Here is a 20,678-nt window from a genome sequence, read left to right as displayed (position 1 = left end):
GAGGCTAAGCGGCGTGGGTGAAAGGCGATTATGCTTCCGGCGGCGCAAACCACGCAGATTTAAAATCGAACCAGCCGAGGGTATTCATCCGTACCCCACGCATGCTGCGTTGACCATGCAGTTGCAACCAGTGGTGGAATAAAGGATGCAACTGATGGCTGCTGACCAGGCGCTGGCAAAACTCGGCCATGGACAGTCGGTTTTCCCGCCACTGAGCGGCATCCTGCGCGATATCCTCCGTCAGACAGTGTTGTATCAGCGGTAGTTCGTACAGCGTGGCAAACAGTGAAAATTCCAGCGGCAGGGTGAAGTTGGCGCTACCTAACCACAGATCGCTTTGCGCCTTGCCCTTATGCCAGACTTCATAATCCACGGCCTGCACATTGAGTTTGATACCCTGTTCGGCTAGTAGAGAGGCGATAGCCTGCTTGATTGCGTGGAACTCGGAGTGTTCGTTATAGAAGGTCAGGGTCAATTCGGTTAAGCCCGCAGGCTTGGGCTGCTGCCCCAGCACGCGGTTATGCAACCAGCGCGGGAGAATGCCATAGGCCGGAGCCCAGTAACGCTGGTAGAGCGGCCCGGCGTGGCTGAGCAGCGCTATCGGGTTGATCAGTTCGCTCAGCCAACTGCGGATTTCCGGATTGGCCGCCAGTGCCGAACGCTGGTCGAACAACAGAAAATAACAGCCTTCTTCGAGGCGGCTTTCCAGCTCGTTCCTTCCGGTATCATCCCCTTGCAACTGTACGCCGGAGTGCGCCAGCTCTTCGGTGATTTCGGGTAATACCCAAATGTTGACCTCATCGATCAGGGCACGATAGCCAAAGTAGTCGTCAAAGGCATGAATTTTCATCTGGCTTTGGTTGTTGTGTATCACCCGATAGGGGCCGGTGCCAATCGGATGGCGGGCAAAATCCGGCAGGTTCTGCCATTCGCGCGGCAGGATCATGGCATGTACGCTGCTCAGCAGCCAGGGCAGCCAATAGTCCGGCGTGTGCAGATGTACATCGATGACATAGGGCGTAGGCGAGACGATCCTGTCGATATGTGAAAATAGCGGTTGTGGGATCAGGCGGTTGAGTGAATGGATAACATCTTCCATTTCCAGCTCACGGCCATGATGAAAATGGATCGCCGGGCGAAGATAAAAGCGCCAGTGTAAAGGGGTGAGCGTTTGCCAATGATGTGAAAGATCGGGCTCTAGTTCCCCATTTTCCTCATTTACCCGTGTCAGGCCGTTGAAAATCTGTCTTGCCAGGTGGGTTTCTGAACGACGCAGTGCCGAACCGGGCAATAGGTTGTAAAGCTGACGATAGTAGAGCACGCGCAGGATATGTTTCCCCTGGCGGAAGCTGCGCCCCAGTTGGGAAAGCAGCATTTGGCGTACTACGTCTTTATCGCCCACCAGTTGGACCAGTTGGTCGATGCGATCCTGTTCCAGCAGCTCCTCGGCGCGTTGTTGTTGCAGTGCCAATCCGGTGTAGTGGAAGCTGAGCAGCGAACGCTTACCCCGGCCGGACTCAGCCTGCCAGGTAAGCCAACCCTCGTGCTGCATGGCTCCCAGCAGCGAACGAACATGGCGGCGGGAACAACTGAGCACCTCTGCCAACTCTTGCAGCGTGGTTTCGGTGGTTTGGCCATGGCAGCGTTGCCACAGGCGGATGAACTGTTGTTGCAGGCGTGAGGTGGACATAAAAGAGGAACTCTCTGGCATCAAGTCGTCAATTTATCTTTCCCTATATTACGCCGATAATGAGGGCAGTTGAATCAGCGGAGGGATAACAAATGACGGTTCTGTTAACTAAACAGTTTTATCAGCGTTATTTCACCGCTATCCGCCGCCAGCAGGCCGATTGGCTGCAGGTGGTCCCTGAACAGGCGCGGCTGGAGATGCTGGCCCACTTGACCCAGTGGCACATCGCCACGCTGAGCGACAAGCAATACCGTGAGCGTATCTGACGTTCACCGCAAAAGTGATTCTGAGTAATGGTGCTTTTCACCAGCCAGTGGGGTTACCCACTGGCATTTTTATCTGCCGTCTTTACTTCCTTCGGCAATTTTCCTTCTGTAGCATAGCCTTCTTTATTTCTGGATAGGGATATCGCTATGAGTTTCAGACGCTGGTTACCGCGCCGTTTTAATCCCGTTTTTGCCGCCTTCCTGCTAATAGCCTTCCTGACCGGTATTGCCGGAGCGCTGCAAGCCCCCACGCTGAGCCTGTTTCTGACCACTGAGGTAAAGGTGCGGCCGCTATGGGTAGGCATGTTCTATACCGTGAATGCCATCGCCGGGATCATCGTCAGCTTCCTGTTGGCCAAGCGTTCGGATACCCGTGGCGATCGGCGCAAGCTGATCTTGGTATGCTGTGCCATGGCCCTGGCCAACAGCCTGTTGTTTGCGTTCAACCGTGATTATCTGACGTTGATCACCGTAGGTGTACTGCTGGCCGCGATTGCCAATACCGCCATGCCACAGATTTTTGCCCTGGCGCGTGAGTATGCGGACAGCTCGGCACGTGAAGTAGTGATGTTCAGTTCGGTGATGCGTGCTCAGCTTTCACTGGCCTGGGTGATCGGTCCGCCGCTGTCATTTATGTTGGCACTGAACTACGGCTTTACCGTGATGTTTATGATTGCGGCGCTGATTTTTGCCGTCAGCGTGCTGTTGGTGTGGCTGATATTGCCTTCGGTGCCCCGTGCCGACGTTGAGATCAGCGTAGATTCTCCGCCTATTGCGCCAATCAGCGCCTGGCGCGATCCCGATGTGCGTCTGCTGTTTGTGGCTTCGATGCTGATGTGGACCTGCAACACCATGTATATCATCGATATGCCGCTGTACATCACCGCCGATCTGGGCTTGCCTGAACGGCTGGCAGGTTGGCTGATGGGCACCGCAGCCGGGCTGGAAATCCCGGCTATGCTGCTGGCGGGTTATTACGTCAAACGCTTTGGCAAACGCAATATGATGCTGTTTGCTGTGGCGGCAGGCGTGCTGTTTTATGCCGGGCTGGTGCTGTTCAAGTTCCAGTCGGCCCTGATGGTATTGCAGCTGTTCAACGCGGTGTTTATCGGCATTATTGCCGGGATCGGCATGTTGTATTTTCAGGATCTGATGCCGGGGCGGCCTGGTGCCGCGACCACCATGTTTACCAACAGCATTTCGACAGGGGTGATCCTGGCCGGTGTACTGCAAGGCGCGCTGGTAGAAAACTTTGGGCACTATGCGGTTTACTACCTGATTACTCTGCTTGCCATCCTGGCGCTGTGGATGTGTGCCAAAGTTCGTGAAGTGTGAGCTGTAACACCCGGTTAGTTGATACATATCATTGAGGAAACCGCTCCATTCTCACTAAGATAAACGGACTCAGAGCGTGAGCTTCACGCTCTTATCCATCTTGCTATTAAGATGCCGATCCCGTTGATAAAAGTGGGTATGTTATGGATAAACTAACGCCGCTCAAACCCGTTCCCTCCCTCTGTGCCGTTATCGCCGCTTTGCTGATCTGGTTTGTGATCCCTGTTCCAGAAGGGGTGGCACCGAATGCCTGGCATTTGCTGGCACTGTTTATCGGGACCATCATTGCCATTATCGGCAAGGCGATGCCGATCGGCGCCGTATCCATCATTGCCATTGCGCTGGTGGCTGTGACCGGAGTGACCAACCCTGGCAAGCCGGGGGCCGCGCTGGACGATGCACTGAGTGGGTTCTCCAACCAACTCATCTGGCTGATCGGTTTCTCAATCATGATCTCTTTGAGCCTGAATAAAACCGGCCTGGGGTCGCGCATTGGTTACTACTTTATCTCGCTGTTTGGCAAAAAAACGCTGGGGATCGCCTATGCGTTAACCCTGGCGGAAACCGTGCTGGCCCCGGTTACGCCGAGCAATACCGCCCGTGGCGGCGGGATTATCCACCCGATAATGAAATCGATAGCGGACAGTTTTGGCTCCAAGCCCGAGCTGAATACCTCCGGCAAGATTGGCCGCTATCTCTCGCTGGTGAACTACAACATCAACCCGATTACCTCGGCGATGTTTATCACCGCAACTGCGCCTAACCCGCTGATTGTCAATCTGATCGCCAAAGGGGCCGGTTCCGAGTTCGAACTCACCTGGGGCATGTGGGCGGTAGCGGCGCTGGTACCGGCGATCTGTTCGCTTATCGTCATGCCGCTGGTGGTTTATCTGCTGTATCCACCGGAAATCAAAAGCACCCCGGATGCGCCATTGTTTGCACAGGATAAGCTGCAAACTCTGGGGCGGATAACCCTGCCAGAGAAAATCACGCTGGGCGTGTTTGCTCTGTTGCTGATGCTGTGGGCCGGGGTTCCGGCGATGATTTTTGGCCCTGCACTGGCAGTTAACCCGACGACGGCTGCGGTAATTGGCCTGGCGATCCTGCTGGCAACCGGCGTACTGAGCTGGGACGACGTGCTGAAGCACAAAGGGGCCTGGGATACCGTGGTCTGGTTTGCCGCCTTGGTGATGATGGCGACCTATCTCGGTAAACTGGGTCTGATTGGCTGGCTGTCACAAACGGTAGGCTCGGGTATCGATCATATGGGGATGAGCTGGGTCGGGGGGACCATTTTGTTAACGCTCGTCTATCTCTATTCGCATTACTTCTTTGCCAGCACCACCGCGCACGTGACCGCCATGTTCGCCGCGTTCTTTGCCGCAGGTATTGCCCTTGGTGCGCCTCCGGCTCTGCTTGGCTTGATCCTGGCCTTCTCGTCTTCACTGATGATGTCGTTAACACATTATGCCACCGGTACCGCGCCGATCATCTTTGGGTCGGGTTATGCCACCCTGGGGGAATGGTGGAAAACCGGCTTTATCATGAGCGTGGTCAACCTGCTGATCTGGGCACTGATCGGGGGAGTATGGTGGAAGTGGCTGGGTTATTGGTGATTTAGAAGAAATCTAGAAGGGCGCAGCGAGTGAGCTGCGCCCCTAAGCGAAATTAGTTCAGAAACGCCGGTTGCTGCGCCTCGTAGCGGGAAATCTCCGCTTCATGCTGCAACGTCAGGCCAATGCTGTCCAAACCGTTAATCATGCAGTGGCGGCGGAAGCTGTCGATCTCAAACGGGTAGCTTTTGCCCCCGGCATTCACCGTCTGGTTTTCCAGATCGACCACGAACTCAGTGCCTTCGTGCTCTGCCACCAGCTTAAACAGCGTATCCACATCCTGCTCGCTCAGCGTGACCGGCAGCAGCTGGTTGTTGAACGAGTTGCCATAGAAGATATCCGCAAAGCTTGGTGCAATAACCACCTTGAAGCCGTAATCGGTCAGTGCCCATGGTGCGTGCTCACGGGATGAGCCACAGCCAAAGTTTTCCCGGGCTAACAGGATGCTGGCCCCTTTATAGCGCGGAAGGTTCAGCACAAACTCAGGGTTTGGCTGCTGGCCCGCATCGTCCAGGAAGCGCCAGTCGTTGAACAGGTGCTGGCCGAAACCGGTGCGGGTGACTTTCTGCAGAAACTGCTTCGGGATAATGGCGTCGGTATCGACGTTGGCCGCGTCCAGAGGCACCACTAAGCCGGTATGTTGAGTAAATTTAGCCACGCTGGTGCTCCTTAATGCAATTCACGGATGTCGGCAAAATGGCCGGTAACGGCGGCAGCGGCAGCCATCGCCGGGCTGACCAGATGAGTACGCCCACCGCGGCCCTGACGCCCTTCGAAGTTACGGTTGCTGGTTGAGGCACAGCGTTCGCCAGGGTTCAGACGATCGTTGTTCATCGCCAGGCACATGGAGCAGCCCGGCAGGCGCCATTCGAAACCGGCTTCGATAAAGATCTTGTCCAGACCTTCCTCTTCCGCCTGCGCTTTGACCGGGCCGGAGCCAGGCACCACAATCGCCTGCACGCCTGCGGCTACTTTACGGCCTTTGGCAATGGCGGCTGCGGCACGCAGATCTTCGATACGTGAATTGGTGCAAGAGCCGATAAACACTTTGTCGATGGCGACGTCGGTCAGCTTGATGCCGGGTTTCAGATCCATATAGGCCAACGCTTTTTCAGCCGAGGCACGTTCCACCGGATCGCTAAAGGAATCGGGGGTTGGGATCGCCTGATCGACCGCGATAACCTGCCCAGGGTTGGTACCCCAGGTCACCTGTGGTGCGATATCTTCCGCCTGCAGGGTGATGGTGGTATCGAATTTGGCTTCGGCGTCGGACTTCATGGTGCGCCAGTAGGCCACGGCCTGCTCCCAGTTTTCCCCGGTAGGAGCGAACTGGCGGCCTTTCAGGTAATTGAAGGTGGTGTCGTCTGGCGCAACCAGGCCAGCTTTGGCACCCATCTCAATCGCCATGTTGCACAGCGTCATGCGGCCTTCCATGCTCAACGCTTCGATCGCTTTGCCACAAAATTCAACGACGTGGCCAGTACCGCCAGCGCTGCCGGTTTTGCCGATCACGGCCAGCACGATATCTTTGGCGGTGATACCTTCTGCGGCCTCGCCGGTGACTTCAATCTTCATCGTCTTGGCGCGGCCCTGCTTCAGGGTTTGGGTTGCCAGCACGTGTTCCACTTCCGAAGTACCGATACCGAACGCCAGCGAGCCAAAGGCACCGTGCGTGGCGGTATGGGAGTCGCCACAGACGATGGTCATGCCCGGCAGCGTCATGCCTTGCTCAGGGCCGATCACGTGCACAATACCCTGGAAGGGGTGGTTCAGGTCATACAGTGAGACGCCGAACTCTGCGCAGTTCTTGATCAGCTCCTGCATCTGAATGCGGGCCATTTCGCCGCTGGCGTTGATGTCTTTGGTCTGGGTCGAAACGTTGTGATCCATGGTGGCAAAGGTCTTGCCCGGCTGACGCACTTTGCGGCCCATGGCACGCAGGCCGTCGAAAGCCTGTGGGGAGGTCACTTCATGCACCAGATGACGATCGATATACAGCAGCGGCGTCTCGTTTGGCGCTTCATGCACTACGTGGGCATCGTATAATTTCTGATATAAGGTCTTGGCCATGATTTACGCCCCCTCAGCCACGAAGCGGGCAATGATATCGCCCATTTCATTGGTGCCGATGGCTTTGCCGGCACCGGCCAGATCGGCGGTACGGTAGCCCTGTTCCAACGCCTGATTAATGGCGCGTTCGATCGCATCTGCGGCTTCATCGGCACCCAGGCTGTAACGCAGCAGCAGGGTGGCAGACAGAATTTGCGCGATCGGGTTGGCAATGTTTTTGCCCGCGATGTCAGGTGCGGAACCACCGGCTGGTTCGTACAGGCCAAAGCCTTGTTCGTTCAGGCTGGCGGAAGGCAGCATGCCCATCGAGCCGGTGATCATGGCGCATTCGTCGGACAGGATGTCGCCGAACAGGTTGGAGCACAGCAGCACGTCGAACTGGGACGGGTCTTTGATTAACTGCATGGTGGCGTTGTCGATATACATGTGCGACAGCGACACATCTGGGTAATCCTTGGCTACCTGAGTCACCACTTCACGCCACAGGATGGAGCTTTGCAACACGTTGGCTTTATCAATCGAGGTGACGATATTGCGGCGTTTGCGGGCGGATTCGAAGGCGATACGGGCGATGCGTTCGATCTCAAAACGGTGGTAGACCTCGGTATCAAAGGCGCGCTCATGCATGCCCTGGCCTTCACGGCCTTTGGGTTGGCCGAAGTAGATGCCGCCGGTTAACTCACGTACACACAGAATGTCGAAGCCACGCGCGGCAATATCGGCACGCAGTGGACAAAAATCTTCCAGCCCTTGGTACAGGCGGGCAGGGCGCAGGTTGCTGAACAGTTTGAAGTGCTTACGCAGCGGCAGCAGCGCACCACGCTCCGGCTGCTCCGCCGGTGGCAGGTGCTCCCATTTAGGGCCGCCCACCGAGCCGAACAGGATGGCATCAGCCTGCTCGCAGCCGGCAACGGTCGCTGCGGGTAATGGGGTGCTGTGGCGATCGATGGCAATACCACCGACGTCATATTCACTGGTAGTAATGCGGATACCAAAGCGTTGACGCACGGCATCTAACACTTTATGGGCCTGAGCCATTACTTCTGGGCCGATTCCGTCTCCGGGTAAGACGGCAATGTGGTAAGTCTTAGTCATGTTCACACCGTTTCCTGATTATTTTGATGTTTGGTTTGCTGCAAGCGCTGCTTTTCTTTTTCTACTTGCTGAGAGCGCCAGATATTATTCAATACGTGGATCATCGCCTTGGCAGAAGATTCCACAATATCGGTTGCCAGGCCCACGCCATGGAAGCGGCGGCCATTGTAAGACACTACGATATCAACCTGGCCGAGCGCGTCGCGCCCCTGGCCTTTGGCGGTCAGTTGATATTTCACCAGCTCAATCGGGTAGTCGGTAATACGGTTGATGGCTTGGTAAACCGCATCGACCGGACCGTTGCCCGTAGCGGCTTCGGACTTCTCTTCGTCGCCACATTTCAGTTTGACCGAGGCGGTAGCCATAATGCTGCTGCCAGACTGCACGCTGAAGTATTCCAGGCTGAAGTGCTCAGGCTCTTCCTGCTGCTTGTTGATAAATGCCAGGGCTTCCAGATCGTAGTCAAACACCTGGCCTTTCTTGTCGGCCAGCTTCAGGAAAGCCGCATACAGCACGTCCAGATTGTAATCCTGCTCCTTGTAGCCCATCTCTTCCATGCGGTGTTTTACCGCCGCGCGGCCGGAACGGGAGGTCAGGTTCAACTGGACATCTTTCAGACCGATGGTCTGCGGGGTCATTATTTCGTAGTTCTCGCGGTTTTTCAGCACGCCGTCCTGGTGGATACCGGAGGAGTGAGCGAAGGCATTGGAACCGACGATGGCCTTGTTGGCCGGGATGGGCATATTGCACAGTTGGCTGACCAACTGGCTGGTACGGTAGATTTCCTGATGATTGATATTGGTGTGCACCTGCATAAAGTCCTGGCGCACCTTGATGGCCATGATCACTTCTTCCAGTGAACAGTTACCGGCGCGTTCGCCGATGCCGTTCAAGGTGCCTTCTACCTGGCGGGCACCGGCCTGCACGGCAGCGATAGAGTTACCCACGGCCATGCCCAAATCGTCGTGGCAGTGGACGGAGATAATTGCCTTGTCAATATTAGGCACGCGGTCGTACAGCGTAGTGATGATGCCGCCGAACTGGTTTGGCGTGGTATAGCCAACGGTATCTGGGATATTAATAGTAGTGGCACCGGCGTTGATGGCGGCTTCTACCACGCGGCACAGGTTATCAATCGGGGTACGGCCAGCGTCTTCACAGGAGAATTCTACGTCATCGGTATAGTTACGGGCGCGTTTCACGGAGCGCACCGCCATTTCCAGCACCTGGTCGAAAGAGCGCTTCAGTTTGGATTCGATATGCAGGGTGGAAGTGGCCAGAAAGACGTGAATACGGAAGGCCTCGGCCACGCGTAATGCTTCGGCAGCGACGTCAATGTCGTTATCAACACAGCGTGCCAGACCACAAACGCGGCTGTTTTTGATCTGGCGGGCAATGGTCTGTACCGACTCAAAGTCCCCTGGGGAGGAGACTGGGAAGCCGACTTCCATTACATCGACACCCATTCTTTCCAGCGCCATGGCGATCTGGATTTTTTCTTTAACGCTCAGGCTCGCCTGCAGCGCCTGTTCACCATCACGCAATGTGGTATCGAAAATAATGACTTGTTGGCTCATCGTGTTGTTCCTTGTCGTGTTTGTTTCACGCTAAGCGGGTAAAAAAAAACCCGCGCAGTAGCGCGGGTTTTGCAGATGATGGGCTGAATCAGCTTTGAACCCCGTCCACCAGCGTACCGCGCACATAAGATGCGTTTAGTAGTAGGCCTAGTAGACGGTGGGTACGGATCATGGCGGTCAGCTTCTCTAAAATTGTTTCGTTGCCTAATTTGATACTTTATTGGCCGGGGCATGTCAACACCTGATTAAAACAGGGGTATTGAAAAGTGTGGCACCCGCGGGGATGGTGCTAGTTGGAAACTCGGTAAAACCCTCCAGGGCCAGCGCTAAATCCGCAGGTGATCGGGAGTTTATTAGCATAAATGGTTTGAAAGTGGCGCTGTCGCATTGATTAACAACACTACTAGGTTAAAATTTTTCGTTGGCGCAAAAAACCAGCAAACGTAGTTTGATGGGATGCTGATGTTGCGGGTTTTACATTCACGAAATCAATTTGTCGTTGTTAATCTATTCGTAATTCGTATTTTTAACGCTGAACTGAGCGGCTACAATCAATTAAGTGATGCTAAAGAGACCTATTTTGCTCTGGCATGATTGTCCATTAACGCATTTTATGGTCTGATCCAGAGGTTGATGGTACCAAACAGGTATCCATAACTCAGGTGTTTTGCCTGCCAATTTAGTTTGTATGCCATCGGCGAGTTGCGAACCGATGTGCCAAGGCTACCTAACGACGAACAATGCCTAATATGCACCGCTGTGACATATTTTTATAGGATGATGCCCGATTGCTATCTGACAAGTGTAGTCAAAAGGGATAACTAATTTCGCTGTGTGGGAATAACGTAGCGTGCCTTTTCCCGTTATTCCCCTGCGCGCTAGCGAGATTATCTACATGGGACTTAGTGGAGTTTGGATATGTCCGAATATAATTCAGGAACTGTCTTGAGGAAAGAAAACGGTGATATTCATTTGCGCAGTGTGGATCTTAATTTACTCACTGTTTTTGATGCAGTTATGCAGATGCAGAATATTACCAAGGCGGCAAATTCCTTAGGGATGTCGCAGCCGGCGGTCAGCAATGCCGTGTCGCGTTTGAAGATCATGTTCAACGACGAGCTGTTTGTCCGCTTCGGCCGTGGCATTCAGCCTACCATGCGCGCTCGCCAACTTTTTGGCCCGGTACGCCAGGCACTGCAGCTGGTACAAAATGAGCTGCCAGGCGCTGGCTTTGATGCCCTGAGCAGCGAACGCCTCTTTGTGCTTTCTATCTGCAGCCCGCTAGATATTCGTCTGACAGCCAAAATAATCAACAACGTCAAGAGCATGGCTCCCAACGTGCAGATACAGACCAAGTCTTACATGAGCACTAACATTGAGCATCAGTTACGCTATCAGGAGACCGAGTTTGTTATTGGCTATAGCCGCCTTGAACATCCCGAGTTCCAGGATATCGCCTTATTCGATGATGAATTGACCCTGGTTGCCGCACAGTCTCACCCGCGCCTGGTGGGTACCATTAGCCAGAAACAGATGCTGGCGGAGCAGCATGCCGTCATCGCATTAGAGCGTTTTTGTTCCTTTAGCAAACCCTACTATCTTGACGAAACCCTACAACGCAATGTCACCCAGCAATGTACCGACCTGTTCAGCGTATTGAATCTGGTCGCCATGACCGAGATGGTGGCAATCGCTCCTCGTTGGTTTGCCCAGCAGCACGCACAAGCCTTGCAGCTAAAATTAATTCCGCTGCCTTGGGAGAGAAAAACCGCCACCTGTTATCTTTCCTGGCATGAGTCCGCCGAGCGTGATGAAGGCCATCAGTGGATGAAGTCCGTTCTTAGCCAAGCGGGTGTATTGCGCTAATTAGTGATTTATTGGCCCAGCGCGCTTTCGAGTGCGTCGGGTTGATAATGGATAGCGCAAAACAATAATTAAGAATAGGCTCAAGAGAAACTAAGATTATTCCGTATAATGACTCCATAGGAAATATCATTTACCCCGAGGGTTAATTAATTTGAGTGACTGAAACGCTATTCTGCCCCAAACGATACTGCCACTATTTTAACCTGTCACTTCTCCCTTCTTGTCGTCGATCCCACTTTGTCTGTTTGGTGTAAACCTTTTGCACTCCCTTTTGTCCAAGATCAAGAGAAATGAGTACAAGCGCGTTTTGGCTCACACTTCTACGCTGAAATCCCTTTTCCCACAGCCGGAGACTAGGTAGACTGCGCAAAAAAAGTAAACACGTGTAAGCTGAGATGTGAGAGCTTCCGCTCCAATCGCGGTTAACTGGTTGATTAATTTCAGGCATAGAGCGCTATGACCAATACCTTGCAGCATTACCATCAGGTTGAACGTATACAGCATCAAATTGCTAACCGTGCAGAACATACGGCTTTCCGTCAGTGGTCCCCTCAGGGAGAAACACGGTTGAGCTGGTCGCAGGTTGGGGCGCATATGCAACATATTGCCTGCGCCTTGCTGGCACTGGGCGTTGAGGTACAGGAACGTATCGCGATTTTTGCCAACAACAGCATGGCCTGGTCGTTGGCCGATTTGGCGATCCTCGAACTGCGGGCGGTCAGCGTGCCGCTTTATGCCACCAACACCCCGGCTCAGGCGGCATTTATCATTAACGATGCCGATATCCGCATTCTGTTTGTTGGCGAGCAAGCACAGCTGGATTCCGCGATTGCGCTGCGTGGCGTATGCCCGCAACTGACCCACATTATTGTCTTTGATGCTTCAGCCGATTTGCGCGGCTGTGAGATTGCTCAACACCTGCATCATTTCGAACGTCTTGCGGATATCGAGCGTTTCGATGCCCTGCGTCAGCAAAGGATTGCCGAGCGCGATTTGAAGGATTTGTTCACCCTTATCTACACCTCAGGCACCACCGGGGAGCCGAAAGGCGTGATGCTTGACTACCGCAATATGGCCGCACAGTTGCAACTGCATGACGATCGCCTGACTGTGACGGCGGATGACGTTTCCCTCAGCTTCCTGCCACTGTCACACGTGTTTGAACGTGCCTGGAGCTTCTTTATCATGCATTCGGGCGCGCAGAACGTTTATCTGCCCAATACCGACTGGGTGCGGGAAGCGATGGCCGATGTCAAACCGACCCTGATGTGCGCAGTGCCACGCTTTTATGAAAAAATCTTCAGTGCGGTGCATGAAAAGGTCGCCCGTGCGCCCTGGTTGCGGCGTGCCTTGTTCCACTGGGCCATCGTCTGTGGTGAACGCAAGTTCCTTCAGGAAAGGGCAGGGAAACCGTTAGGCAAGCTGTTCGATCTCTCTCACCGCTGGGCTGACAAGCTGGTGTTAAGCAAGCTGCGGGGGATCCTGGGAGGGCGGGTGCGCTTCTTGCCAGCGGCGGGTGCCAAGCTTGATGACAACGTGATTCTGTTCTTCCAGGCGATGGGTATTAACATCAAATACGGCTACGGCATGACGGAAACCTGTGCCACGGTCTCCTGCTGGGAAGAAAACAACTTCCGCTTTGGTTCTATCGGCAAGCCGCTGCCCGGCGTGGAAGTGCGCATTGGCGATGAAAATGAAATCCAGGTGCGTGGGCCAATCGTGATGCGCGGCTATTTCAATAAACCGCTGGAGACGGCCGATAGCTTTACCGTTGACGGCTGGCTGAAAACCGGCGATGCCGGCATGATCGATGATGGCGGCAACCTGTTTATTACCGAGCGGCTGAAGGATCTGATGAAGACCTCCGGCGGCAAATACATTGCGCCACAGATGCTGGAAGGTACCCTGGCGCAGGACCGCTTTATTGAACAGGTCGCGATCGTTGCCGATGCACGCAAATTTGTCTCCGCATTGATCGTTCCGAGCTTCGAGTCGTTGGAAGAGTATGCCAAATCGGTCAATCTGAAATATCAGGATCGGCTCGAGCTGCTGCGCAACAGCCATATCATCGAAATGTTCGAAAAGCGTCTGCGGGAGATGCAAAAAGAGTTGGCCCTGTTTGAACAGGTGAAAAAATTTACCCTGCTGCCGGCGGCCTTCTCGATGGAATTGGGGGAGCTGACTCCGACGCTGAAGCTGCGTCGCAAGGTGATCCTACAGCGTTACCAGCATGAAATTGAGTCCATGTATCAGGAAAAATGATGATAGGGGGCGCAGGTGGACGAAAAATCCGCAGTCTCCCTTGCCTGATATAGTTCTGTAATTACCTCAACCCTCAAAACAATGCCTAGCTGAATAACCACTCAGCTAGTGCATAGTTTTGCCAAGCCGCGCATCTCCAGCCTGATGGCAATACCCTTGCCCACGATAAGCTATTTTGCCGTTTGCCTGCCCCATATTCTGACGCTATGTTAAGAGTCCAAAACGTCCATAAGATTTTTGGGGCCATGCCCCAGACAGGACAGGCGCTACGTTCCGGCGTCAGACAAGAACAAGCTATGTAAGCCTGGAGGCAAACCCATGGAAATATTGTCAGGAGCCGAGATGGTCGTCCGATCGCTGATCGATCAGGGCGTTAAGCATGTATTCGGCTATCCGGGCGGGGCGGTACTCGATATCTATGATGCCCTGCACACGGTGGGGGGCATCGATCATATTCTGGTGCGCCATGAGCAAGGGGCGGTGCATATGGCCGATGGCTATGCACGAGCGACTGGTGAAGTGGGCGTAGTGCTGGTCACTTCCGGCCCAGGGGCCACCAACGCCATTACCGGCATCGCCACCGCTTATATGGATTCCATCCCGATGGTGGTGCTGTCTGGCCAGGTGCCGAGCTCGCTAATTGGTTACGATGCCTTCCAGGAGTGCGACATGGTGGGCATCTCCCGCCCGGTGGTAAAACACAGCTTCCTGGTCAAGCGCACCGAGGATATTCCTTCCGTGCTGAAAAAGGCGTTTTATCTGGCTTCTACCGGTCGTCCTGGCCCAGTGGTGGTCGATCTGCCGAAGGATATCGTCGGCCCGACGGTAAGAATGCCTTACGCCTATCCGCAGGACGTCAGCATGCGTTCCTACAACCCGACGGTGCAAGGCCACCGCGGGCAGATCAAACGCGCCCTACAGACCATTCTGGCGGCAAAAAAGCCGATCATGTACGTGGGCGGCGGTGCCATCAATTCGGAGTGCCATGAAGAGTTGCTGCAACTGGCGGAAAAGCTGAACCTGCCGGTCACCTGTACGCTGATGGGGCTCGGGGCGTTCCCGGGAACTCATCGCCAAAGCGTCGGTATGCTGGGCATGCACGGCACCTATGAAGCCAACAAGACCATGCATCATTCCGACGTGATTTTTGCAGTTGGGGTGCGCTTTGACGATCGCACCACCAACAACCTGGCCAAATATTGCCCGGATGCCACGGTGCTGCATATCGATATCGACCCGACCTCCATTTCTAAAACGGTGGATGCCGATATTCCTATCGTTGGCGATGCCAAACAGGTGCTGACGCAGATGCTGGAACTGCTGGCGCAGGAGGACAAAGCGCAGGATTTCGATGCGCTACGTGACTGGTGGCAGTCCATTGAACAGTGGCGTGCGCGTGATTGCCTGGGCTACAACAAAGACAGTGGCACCATCAAACCTCAGGCGGTGATCGAAACGCTGCACCGCCTGACCAAGGGCGATGCCTATGTCACCTCCGATGTTGGCCAGCACCAGATGTTTGCCGCACTCTATTATCCGTTCGATAAACCGCGCCGTTGGATCAACTCTGGTGGTCTGGGCACCATGGGCTTTGGCTTACCAGCCGCCCTCGGGGTGAAACTGGCACTGCCAGACGAAACGGTAGTGTGCGTCACCGGTGACGGCAGCATCCAGATGAATATCCAGGAGCTGTCCACGGCTCTGCAGTACAATTTGCCGGTGGTGGTGGTCAACCTCAATAACCGCTACCTGGGTATGGTGAAGCAGTGGCAGGATATGATCTATTCTGGCCGCCATTCGCAGTCCTATATGGATTCCTTACCGGACTTCGTCAAGCTGGCCGAAGCCTATGGCCATGTCGGCATCGCCATTCGTACTCCGGATGAGCTGGAAAGCAAGCTGGCGCAGGCGCTGGCTGAAAAAGAACGTCTGGTGTTTGTCGATGTGACCGTCGACGAGACTGAACATGTTTATCCAATGCAGATCCGCGGTGGAAGCATGGACGAAATGTGGCTAAGCAAAACGGAGAGAACCTGATGAAGCGCCGTATCTTATCGGTATTACTGGAAAACGAATCCGGTGCGTTGTCGCGCGTCGTCGGGCTGTTCTCTCAGCGTGGCTACAACATCGAAAGCCTGACGGTTGCTCCTACCGATGATCCAACCTTGTCGCGCATGACGATCCAGACGGTGGGTGATGAAAAGGTACTGGAGCAGATAGAGAAGCAGCTGCATAAGCTGGTCGACGTTCTCCGCGTCAGTGAGCTGGTGCAGGGGGCTCACGTTGAGCGTGAAATCATGCTGGTGAAGTTGCAGGCTAGCGGCTACGGTCGTGAAGAGGTGAAACGCAGCACGGATATCTTCCGTGGCCAGATTGTGGACGTTACCTCCTCGCTTTACACCGTGCAGTTGGCGGGGACCAGCGACAAGCTGGATGCCTTCCTCAACGCCGTACGTGAAGTGGCGGAAATCGTTGAAGTGGCCCGCTCGGGGATAGTTGGCGTGTCGCGCGGCGACAAGATTATGCGCTGATAGCGGGTTTTCTGCACTGTATCCGGGGCGTGGCAGGTTTGCTGCGCCCTTTCTTTTTTATTTTTTGCCCATTTGCTGGCACCTTTGGGCGAAAGCGGTTGCTCGGCCGTGTTTTCTGCTGTTAGATCGCCATTACGGGTTGAATAACCATAGTGACTATCATGGTTACTCATTACCCTTCCGCTTTCGCTTCGCTGCATGCTTAGCCGTACATTGAAAGCGTGGGGTAAACAACGCCACACGATCCATTGTCATTTTGAGAGTCATTTAAAGGGGTTAACGTGAAACTGGATGAAATCGCGCGTCTCGCAGGCGTTTCGCGCACTACGGCCAGTTATGTCATCAACGGCAAGGCGAAGCAGTATCGTGTCAGCGATAAAACCGTCGAAAAAGTGATGGCCGTGGTCAGGGAGCACAATTATCACCCGAATGCCGTAGCGGCAGGGCTGCGTGCAGGCCGCACTCGTTCTATCGGCCTGGTGATCCCGGATCTGGAAAATACCAGCTATACCCGCATTGCCAACTATCTGGAACGCCAGGCGCGTCAGCGCGGTTATCAACTGTTGATCGCCTGCTCGGAAGATCAGCCGGATAATGAAATGCGCTGCATTGAGCACCTGCTGCAACGCCAGGTTGATGCGATCATCGTCTCCACGGCGTTACCGCCGGAGCATCCTTTCTATCAACGCTGGGCTAACGATCCTTTCCCGATTATCGCGTTGGATCGCGCTCTGGATCGTGAACACTTTATCAGCGTGGTGGGGGCCGATCAGGAAGACGCCTTTGCCTTGGCGCAGGAGTTACGCACTTTCCCCGCCAAGTCGGTGTTGTATCTGGGGGCTTTGCCTGAGCTTTCGGTCAGCTTCTTGCGTGAGCAGGGGTTCCGTCAGGCCTGGCAGGATGATGAGCGGCAGGTAGATTATCTGTATGCCAACAGCTATGAACGCGAAGCTGCCGGTGTGCTGTTCGCGGAATGGTTGAAAACCCATCCGATGCCACAGGCGCTGTTTACCACCTCATTCTCGCTGTTGCAGGGAGTGATGGACGTAACGCTGAAACAACGTGGGCGTTTACCGGCGGATCTGGCGATTGCCACCTTTGGTGACCATGAGCTATTGGATTTCCTGGAGTGCCCGGTGCTTGCCGTGGCCCAGCGCCACCGTGATGTTGCCGAGCGGGTGCTGGAGCTGGTACTTGCCAGCCTGGATGAACCACGCAAACCCAAACCGGGTATGACGCGCATTCGCCGTAACCTGTTCCGCCGTGGCAGCCTGAGCCGCAAGTAATCTTCAAGGGGCCGTAATTCGGCCCCTAAACGTAACCCACCACGCGAAACAGCCTGCGGCAATATTCCAGAAAATAGCCGTACACTACGCCCATCGCCATTGAGATCACCGCATTACTGGTCACCGCGGCCAGGATCTGCTGGCCGTCTGCACCCACACTCCAAAGAATGGCAGCGTAAACCGGCGATTGGAAACTGACATAAGCCAACAGATCGGCCAGGTTACGCAGCAAAAACTGCCCGTGTGGGCTGCGGCGTGCGGTGGCGATAAAGAAATCGCGGTAGCGACCATAGGGCCAGGCGATCAGGATATTGACGGGGATCGACACCAGTCGGGAAGAGAGCGATTGGCTAAAGCTCATGCCAGAAATCAGTATTTCAATCGCCATCCCGACGATAAAACAGTAAACCACCAGCGCAAAAGTATCGGCGGCAGCGCTGCGCCATGGTGAAACGGCTCTAGACATGACACGATCCCTGAATTTATCGGTTAATATGTTGTTTGTTAATGTTAATTAGGTGTTATTGACTGACCTTTGTGCTATTTAGTAGTCTACTTGACTGCATTGATTGTTATAAGTGGCTTAAAATTTTTATTTTTAACATTTGGATGATTTTTATCCTGACAATAGGGGGTAAAGCGCGTAAAGCAGGGATTTAACATGGTGGTTTTGAAAATGTTTATTATAAACAGTGTCTTATGATTATCTTGCGACGGTGAGATGACGGCTTTGCGGCTGATTTAGCGATAGGCTTACTAAATTTACGTATATTCCTAAAGTCGCAAAAAAATCCAGATGAATTGTAAATAGGTGTTTTGAGAATAATCTTACCATTTTGATTTGAATCATAATTAGCGGCTTGAGCCAGTGCTTCGCCATTTATTTTATCTTTGAGTTGTTCTTTGACGGAATAATTGAAGTAAAATAGCGCGCCGTTGGCAGCGAAATACTCACTGAGTGTTATTAAGTCAAGGGTTTATGGCATTTCCCTGCTGGCAGACGGCTTGAGGCCAAGCCTTGACCGATGCGGGGTGCGGTGGGGTTTCCCCCGCCGGGAGCGATGTTGAAAAGTGAGACCTGGATTGCAGAAGGACATAATGAGTTATTTAATCGTCAATTTGTGTTTATTTTAATCACACTTTTTCCGCTTAGAAAATTCTCCTCTTTAATCATGATGTTAATTTATATTCATGCAATAAATAGCGTTCCTTTCGTGAGCCAGCCTCCAAAATATGCCTATAAATATTGCCAAACCGCTCTTGCTCTGGCTTGACAAGGTTTTCATACCCTCCGTAAACTCCCTTATGTGGGAATTTGTGGTGTAAAGTGGTGAAAAGGGTCACGAGGGGGTAGCTCAGGTATGTTTCGTGGGGCAACGATGGTCAACCTCGACAGTAAAGGACGGCTCGCCGTACCGACCCGTTATCGGGATTTACTGAATGAGGAATCGCAAGGCCAAATGGTTTGCACCATTGACCTCCATCAGCCCTGCCTGCTGCTTTATCCATTACCTCAATGGGAAATCATCGAGCAAAAGTTGTCCCGTCTGTCGAGCATGAATCCTGCCGAGCGCCGAGTCCAGCGCTTGCTGTTGGGCCATGCCAGCGAGTGTCAGATGGATAATGCCGGCCGGTTGCTGTTAGCCAATACGCTACGCCAACATGCCGGGCTTACTAAAGAAGTGATGCTGGTCGGGCAGTTCAACAAGTTTGAACTGTGGGATGAACAGACCTGGTATCAACAAGTCAAGGATGATATTGACGCGGAACAATCCACTCAGGAACCGTTGTCTGAGCGGCTACAGGACTTGTCACTATAAGCATGCTGGAAAATTATAAACATACGACCGTATTGCTGGATGAGGCCGTGAAGGGTCTCAATATTCGCAGTAACGGCATCTACATCGACGGTACTTTTGGTCGCGGTGGTCATTCCCGTCTGATCTTGTCCCAACTGGGGCCGGAAGGGCGCTTGTTGGCTATCGATCGCGATCCGCAGGCAATTGCCGCAGCTCAATCTATTGCAGACCCACGTTTTACTATCATCCACGGCCCGTTTTCCGATTTGGCTGAATATGTGCAGCAACGGGAATTGGTGGGCAAGATCGACGGCGTATTGCTCGACTTGGGTGTTTCTTCCCCTCAGTTGGATGACGCAGAACGTGGATTTTCCTTTATGCGTGACGGCCCGCTGGATATGCGTATGGACCCTTCAAGCGGCCAATCCGCCGCTGAATGGTTGATGAAAGCGGAAGCCGACGATATTGCCTGGGTGCTGAAAACCTTCGGTGAAGAGCGCTTCGCCAAACGCATTGCCCGCGCCATCGTAGAAAGAAACCGCGTAGAGCCGATGACCCGTACCAAGGAACTGGCCGAGCTGATCGCCCATACCAGCCCGTTCCGTGATAAGCATAAACACCCGGCAACCCGCAGTTTCCAGGCGATCCGTATCTACATCAACAGCGAGCTGGAAGAGATCGAGCGTGCTCTGGACGGTGCATTAGCCGTGTTGGCACCAGAAGGCCGCCTGTCGATCATCAGCTTCCATTCGTTGGAAGACCGTATCGTCAAAAGCTTTATGCGCCACCACAGCCGTGGTGCCCAGGTTCCGGCAGGAATTCCGCTAACCGAAGCGCAGTTGCGTGAAATGGGCGGCCGTACGCTGAAAGCCTTGGGCAAAATGAAGCCAGGTGATGTTGAGGTGGCTGAAAACCCACGGGCGCGTAGTTCAGTACTGCGTATTGCCGAGAGGATGCCTGCGTGATTGGTAACGAGCGCCACGGTTTAGTTGGCGTCATTGGTGGCGATCTGCTGCGTAACGCCAAGATCCCGCTGATTTTGATGATTGCCGCGCTGGTTTCCGCGGTGTTTGTGGTGACCACCGCGCACCGTACCCGCCTGCTGACCGCCGAGCGCGAACAGCTGGTGCTGGAGAGAGATGCGCTGGATATCGAATGGCGCAACCTGATCCTGGAAGAGAATGCCCTTGGCGATCACAGCCGCGTAGAGCGTATCGCCACCGAAAAACTGCAGATGCAACACGTTGATCCATCGCAGGAAATTATCATTGTCAAGCCATGAGTGGTT

Annotated in this window: 17 protein-coding genes; 11 read left to right on the top strand and 6 right to left on the bottom strand. The window is 54.0% G+C overall.

The annotated features are described in order from the left end of the window. Window positions 1–28: 28 nt before the first annotated feature. The gene (gene sgrR, locus AC6HVW_RS17780) at window positions 29–1,690 is read right to left on the bottom strand and encodes an HTH-type transcriptional regulator SgrR (RefSeq protein WP_071682169.1); all 1,662 of its coding nucleotides are present in this window, start codon (window positions 1,688–1,690) and stop codon (window positions 29–31) included. Window positions 1,691–1,782: 92 nt separating this feature from the next. On the opposite strand from sgrR, the gene sgrT reads away from it, so the two are divergent. The 3 genes from sgrT (at window position 1,783) to AC6HVW_RS17765 (ending at window position 4,907) form a co-directional block, all read left to right on the top strand. Further along, window positions 1,783–1,956: a glucose uptake inhibitor SgrT gene (sgrT, locus tag AC6HVW_RS17775; RefSeq protein ID WP_497569573.1), complete on the top strand. Its 174-nt coding sequence runs from the start codon at window positions 1,783–1,785 to the stop codon at window positions 1,954–1,956. A gap of 147 nt (window positions 1,957–2,103) precedes the next feature. Further along, window positions 2,104–3,291 carry a sugar efflux transporter gene (locus tag AC6HVW_RS17770; protein ID WP_071682171.1) on the top strand — a complete coding sequence of 396 codons (1,188 nt, stop codon included), beginning with the start codon at window positions 2,104–2,106 and terminating at the stop codon, window positions 3,289–3,291. Between the two features lie 143 nt (window positions 3,292–3,434). Then, window positions 3,435–4,907 carry a DASS family sodium-coupled anion symporter gene (locus tag AC6HVW_RS17765; RefSeq protein WP_071682172.1) on the top strand — a complete coding sequence of 491 codons (1,473 nt, stop codon included), beginning with the start codon at window positions 3,435–3,437 and terminating at the stop codon, window positions 4,905–4,907. Between the two features lie 52 nt (window positions 4,908–4,959). Here AC6HVW_RS17765 and leuD read toward each other — a convergent pair whose 3' ends face one another. From leuD to leuA, 4 genes are read right to left on the bottom strand one after another with little or no spacing between them, the layout of a single operon-like run. After that, a complete protein-coding gene (gene leuD, locus AC6HVW_RS17760) occupies window positions 4,960–5,562 on the bottom strand; it encodes a 3-isopropylmalate dehydratase small subunit (protein ID WP_024483541.1) in 603 nt (200 codons plus the stop codon). Window positions 5,563–5,573: 11 nt separating this feature from the next. After that, window positions 5,574–6,974, bottom strand: a complete 1,401-nt coding sequence (gene leuC / locus AC6HVW_RS17755) for a 3-isopropylmalate dehydratase large subunit (protein ID WP_071682173.1) — start codon at window positions 6,972–6,974, stop codon at window positions 5,574–5,576. Between the two features lie 3 nt (window positions 6,975–6,977). Further along, a complete protein-coding gene (gene leuB, locus AC6HVW_RS17750) occupies window positions 6,978–8,069 on the bottom strand; it encodes a 3-isopropylmalate dehydrogenase (protein WP_024483539.1) in 1,092 nt (363 codons plus the stop codon). A 2-nt stretch (window positions 8,070–8,071) separates the two neighbouring features. Continuing rightward, complete coding sequence (leuA, locus tag AC6HVW_RS17745; RefSeq protein WP_021179308.1) at window positions 8,072–9,646, bottom strand: 2-isopropylmalate synthase; 1,575 nt, start codon at window positions 9,644–9,646, stop codon at window positions 8,072–8,074. Window positions 9,647–10,564: 918 nt separating this feature from the next. Between leuA and leuO the strand changes: the two genes are divergently transcribed. From leuO to cra, 5 genes are all read left to right on the top strand, one after another. After that, on the top strand, window positions 10,565–11,512 hold the full coding sequence (gene leuO / locus AC6HVW_RS17740; RefSeq protein ID WP_059199733.1) for a transcriptional regulator LeuO: 948 nt from the start codon (window positions 10,565–10,567) through the stop codon (window positions 11,510–11,512). Window positions 11,513–11,968: 456 nt separating this feature from the next. Continuing rightward, a complete protein-coding gene (locus AC6HVW_RS17735; RefSeq protein WP_071682174.1) occupies window positions 11,969–13,774 on the top strand; it encodes an AMP-dependent synthetase/ligase in 1,806 nt (601 codons plus the stop codon). 318 nt (window positions 13,775–14,092) lie between these two features. Beyond that, entirely contained in the window at window positions 14,093–15,811 is a 1,719-nt protein-coding gene (gene ilvI, locus AC6HVW_RS17730; RefSeq protein ID WP_071682175.1) for an acetolactate synthase 3 large subunit, read from the top strand. Beyond that, window positions 15,811–16,305, top strand: a complete 495-nt coding sequence (ilvN, locus tag AC6HVW_RS17725; protein WP_021179312.1) for an acetolactate synthase small subunit — start codon at window positions 15,811–15,813, stop codon at window positions 16,303–16,305. The genes ilvI and ilvN overlap by 1 nt, the downstream gene beginning before the upstream one ends. 281 nt (window positions 16,306–16,586) lie before the next feature. Next, complete coding sequence (gene cra / locus AC6HVW_RS17720) at window positions 16,587–17,591, top strand: catabolite repressor/activator (protein ID WP_021179314.1); 1,005 nt, start codon at window positions 16,587–16,589, stop codon at window positions 17,589–17,591. A 25-nt stretch (window positions 17,592–17,616) separates the two neighbouring features. Here cra and AC6HVW_RS17715 read toward each other — a convergent pair whose 3' ends face one another. Then, window positions 17,617–18,057, bottom strand: coding sequence for an L-alanine exporter AlaE (locus AC6HVW_RS17715; RefSeq protein WP_071682176.1), 441 nt, complete (start codon window positions 18,055–18,057; stop codon window positions 17,617–17,619). Between the two features lie 895 nt (window positions 18,058–18,952). Here AC6HVW_RS17715 and mraZ point away from each other — a divergent pair. From mraZ to ftsL, 3 genes are read left to right on the top strand one after another with little or no spacing between them, the layout of a single operon-like run. Then, window positions 18,953–19,411 (top strand): division/cell wall cluster transcriptional repressor MraZ, encoded by a 459-nt coding sequence (gene mraZ / locus AC6HVW_RS17710; RefSeq protein ID WP_024483534.1) that lies wholly within the window; start codon window positions 18,953–18,955, stop codon window positions 19,409–19,411. A 2-nt stretch (window positions 19,412–19,413) separates the two neighbouring features. After that, window positions 19,414–20,355, top strand: coding sequence for a 16S rRNA (cytosine(1402)-N(4))-methyltransferase RsmH (gene rsmH, locus AC6HVW_RS17705; RefSeq protein WP_186486120.1), 942 nt, complete (start codon window positions 19,414–19,416; stop codon window positions 20,353–20,355). Next, the gene (gene ftsL, locus AC6HVW_RS17700) at window positions 20,352–20,672 is read left to right on the top strand and encodes a cell division protein FtsL (RefSeq protein WP_021179318.1); all 321 of its coding nucleotides are present in this window, start codon (window positions 20,352–20,354) and stop codon (window positions 20,670–20,672) included. Before rsmH ends, ftsL begins: the two co-directional genes overlap by 4 nt. Window positions 20,673–20,678 lie beyond the last annotated feature (6 nt).

It is taken from the genome of Serratia sp. NCCP-200 (assembly GCF_059697885.1).
Note: the sequence above shows the minus strand (reverse complement) of the source record. Positions and strands in the feature narration are given on the sequence as shown.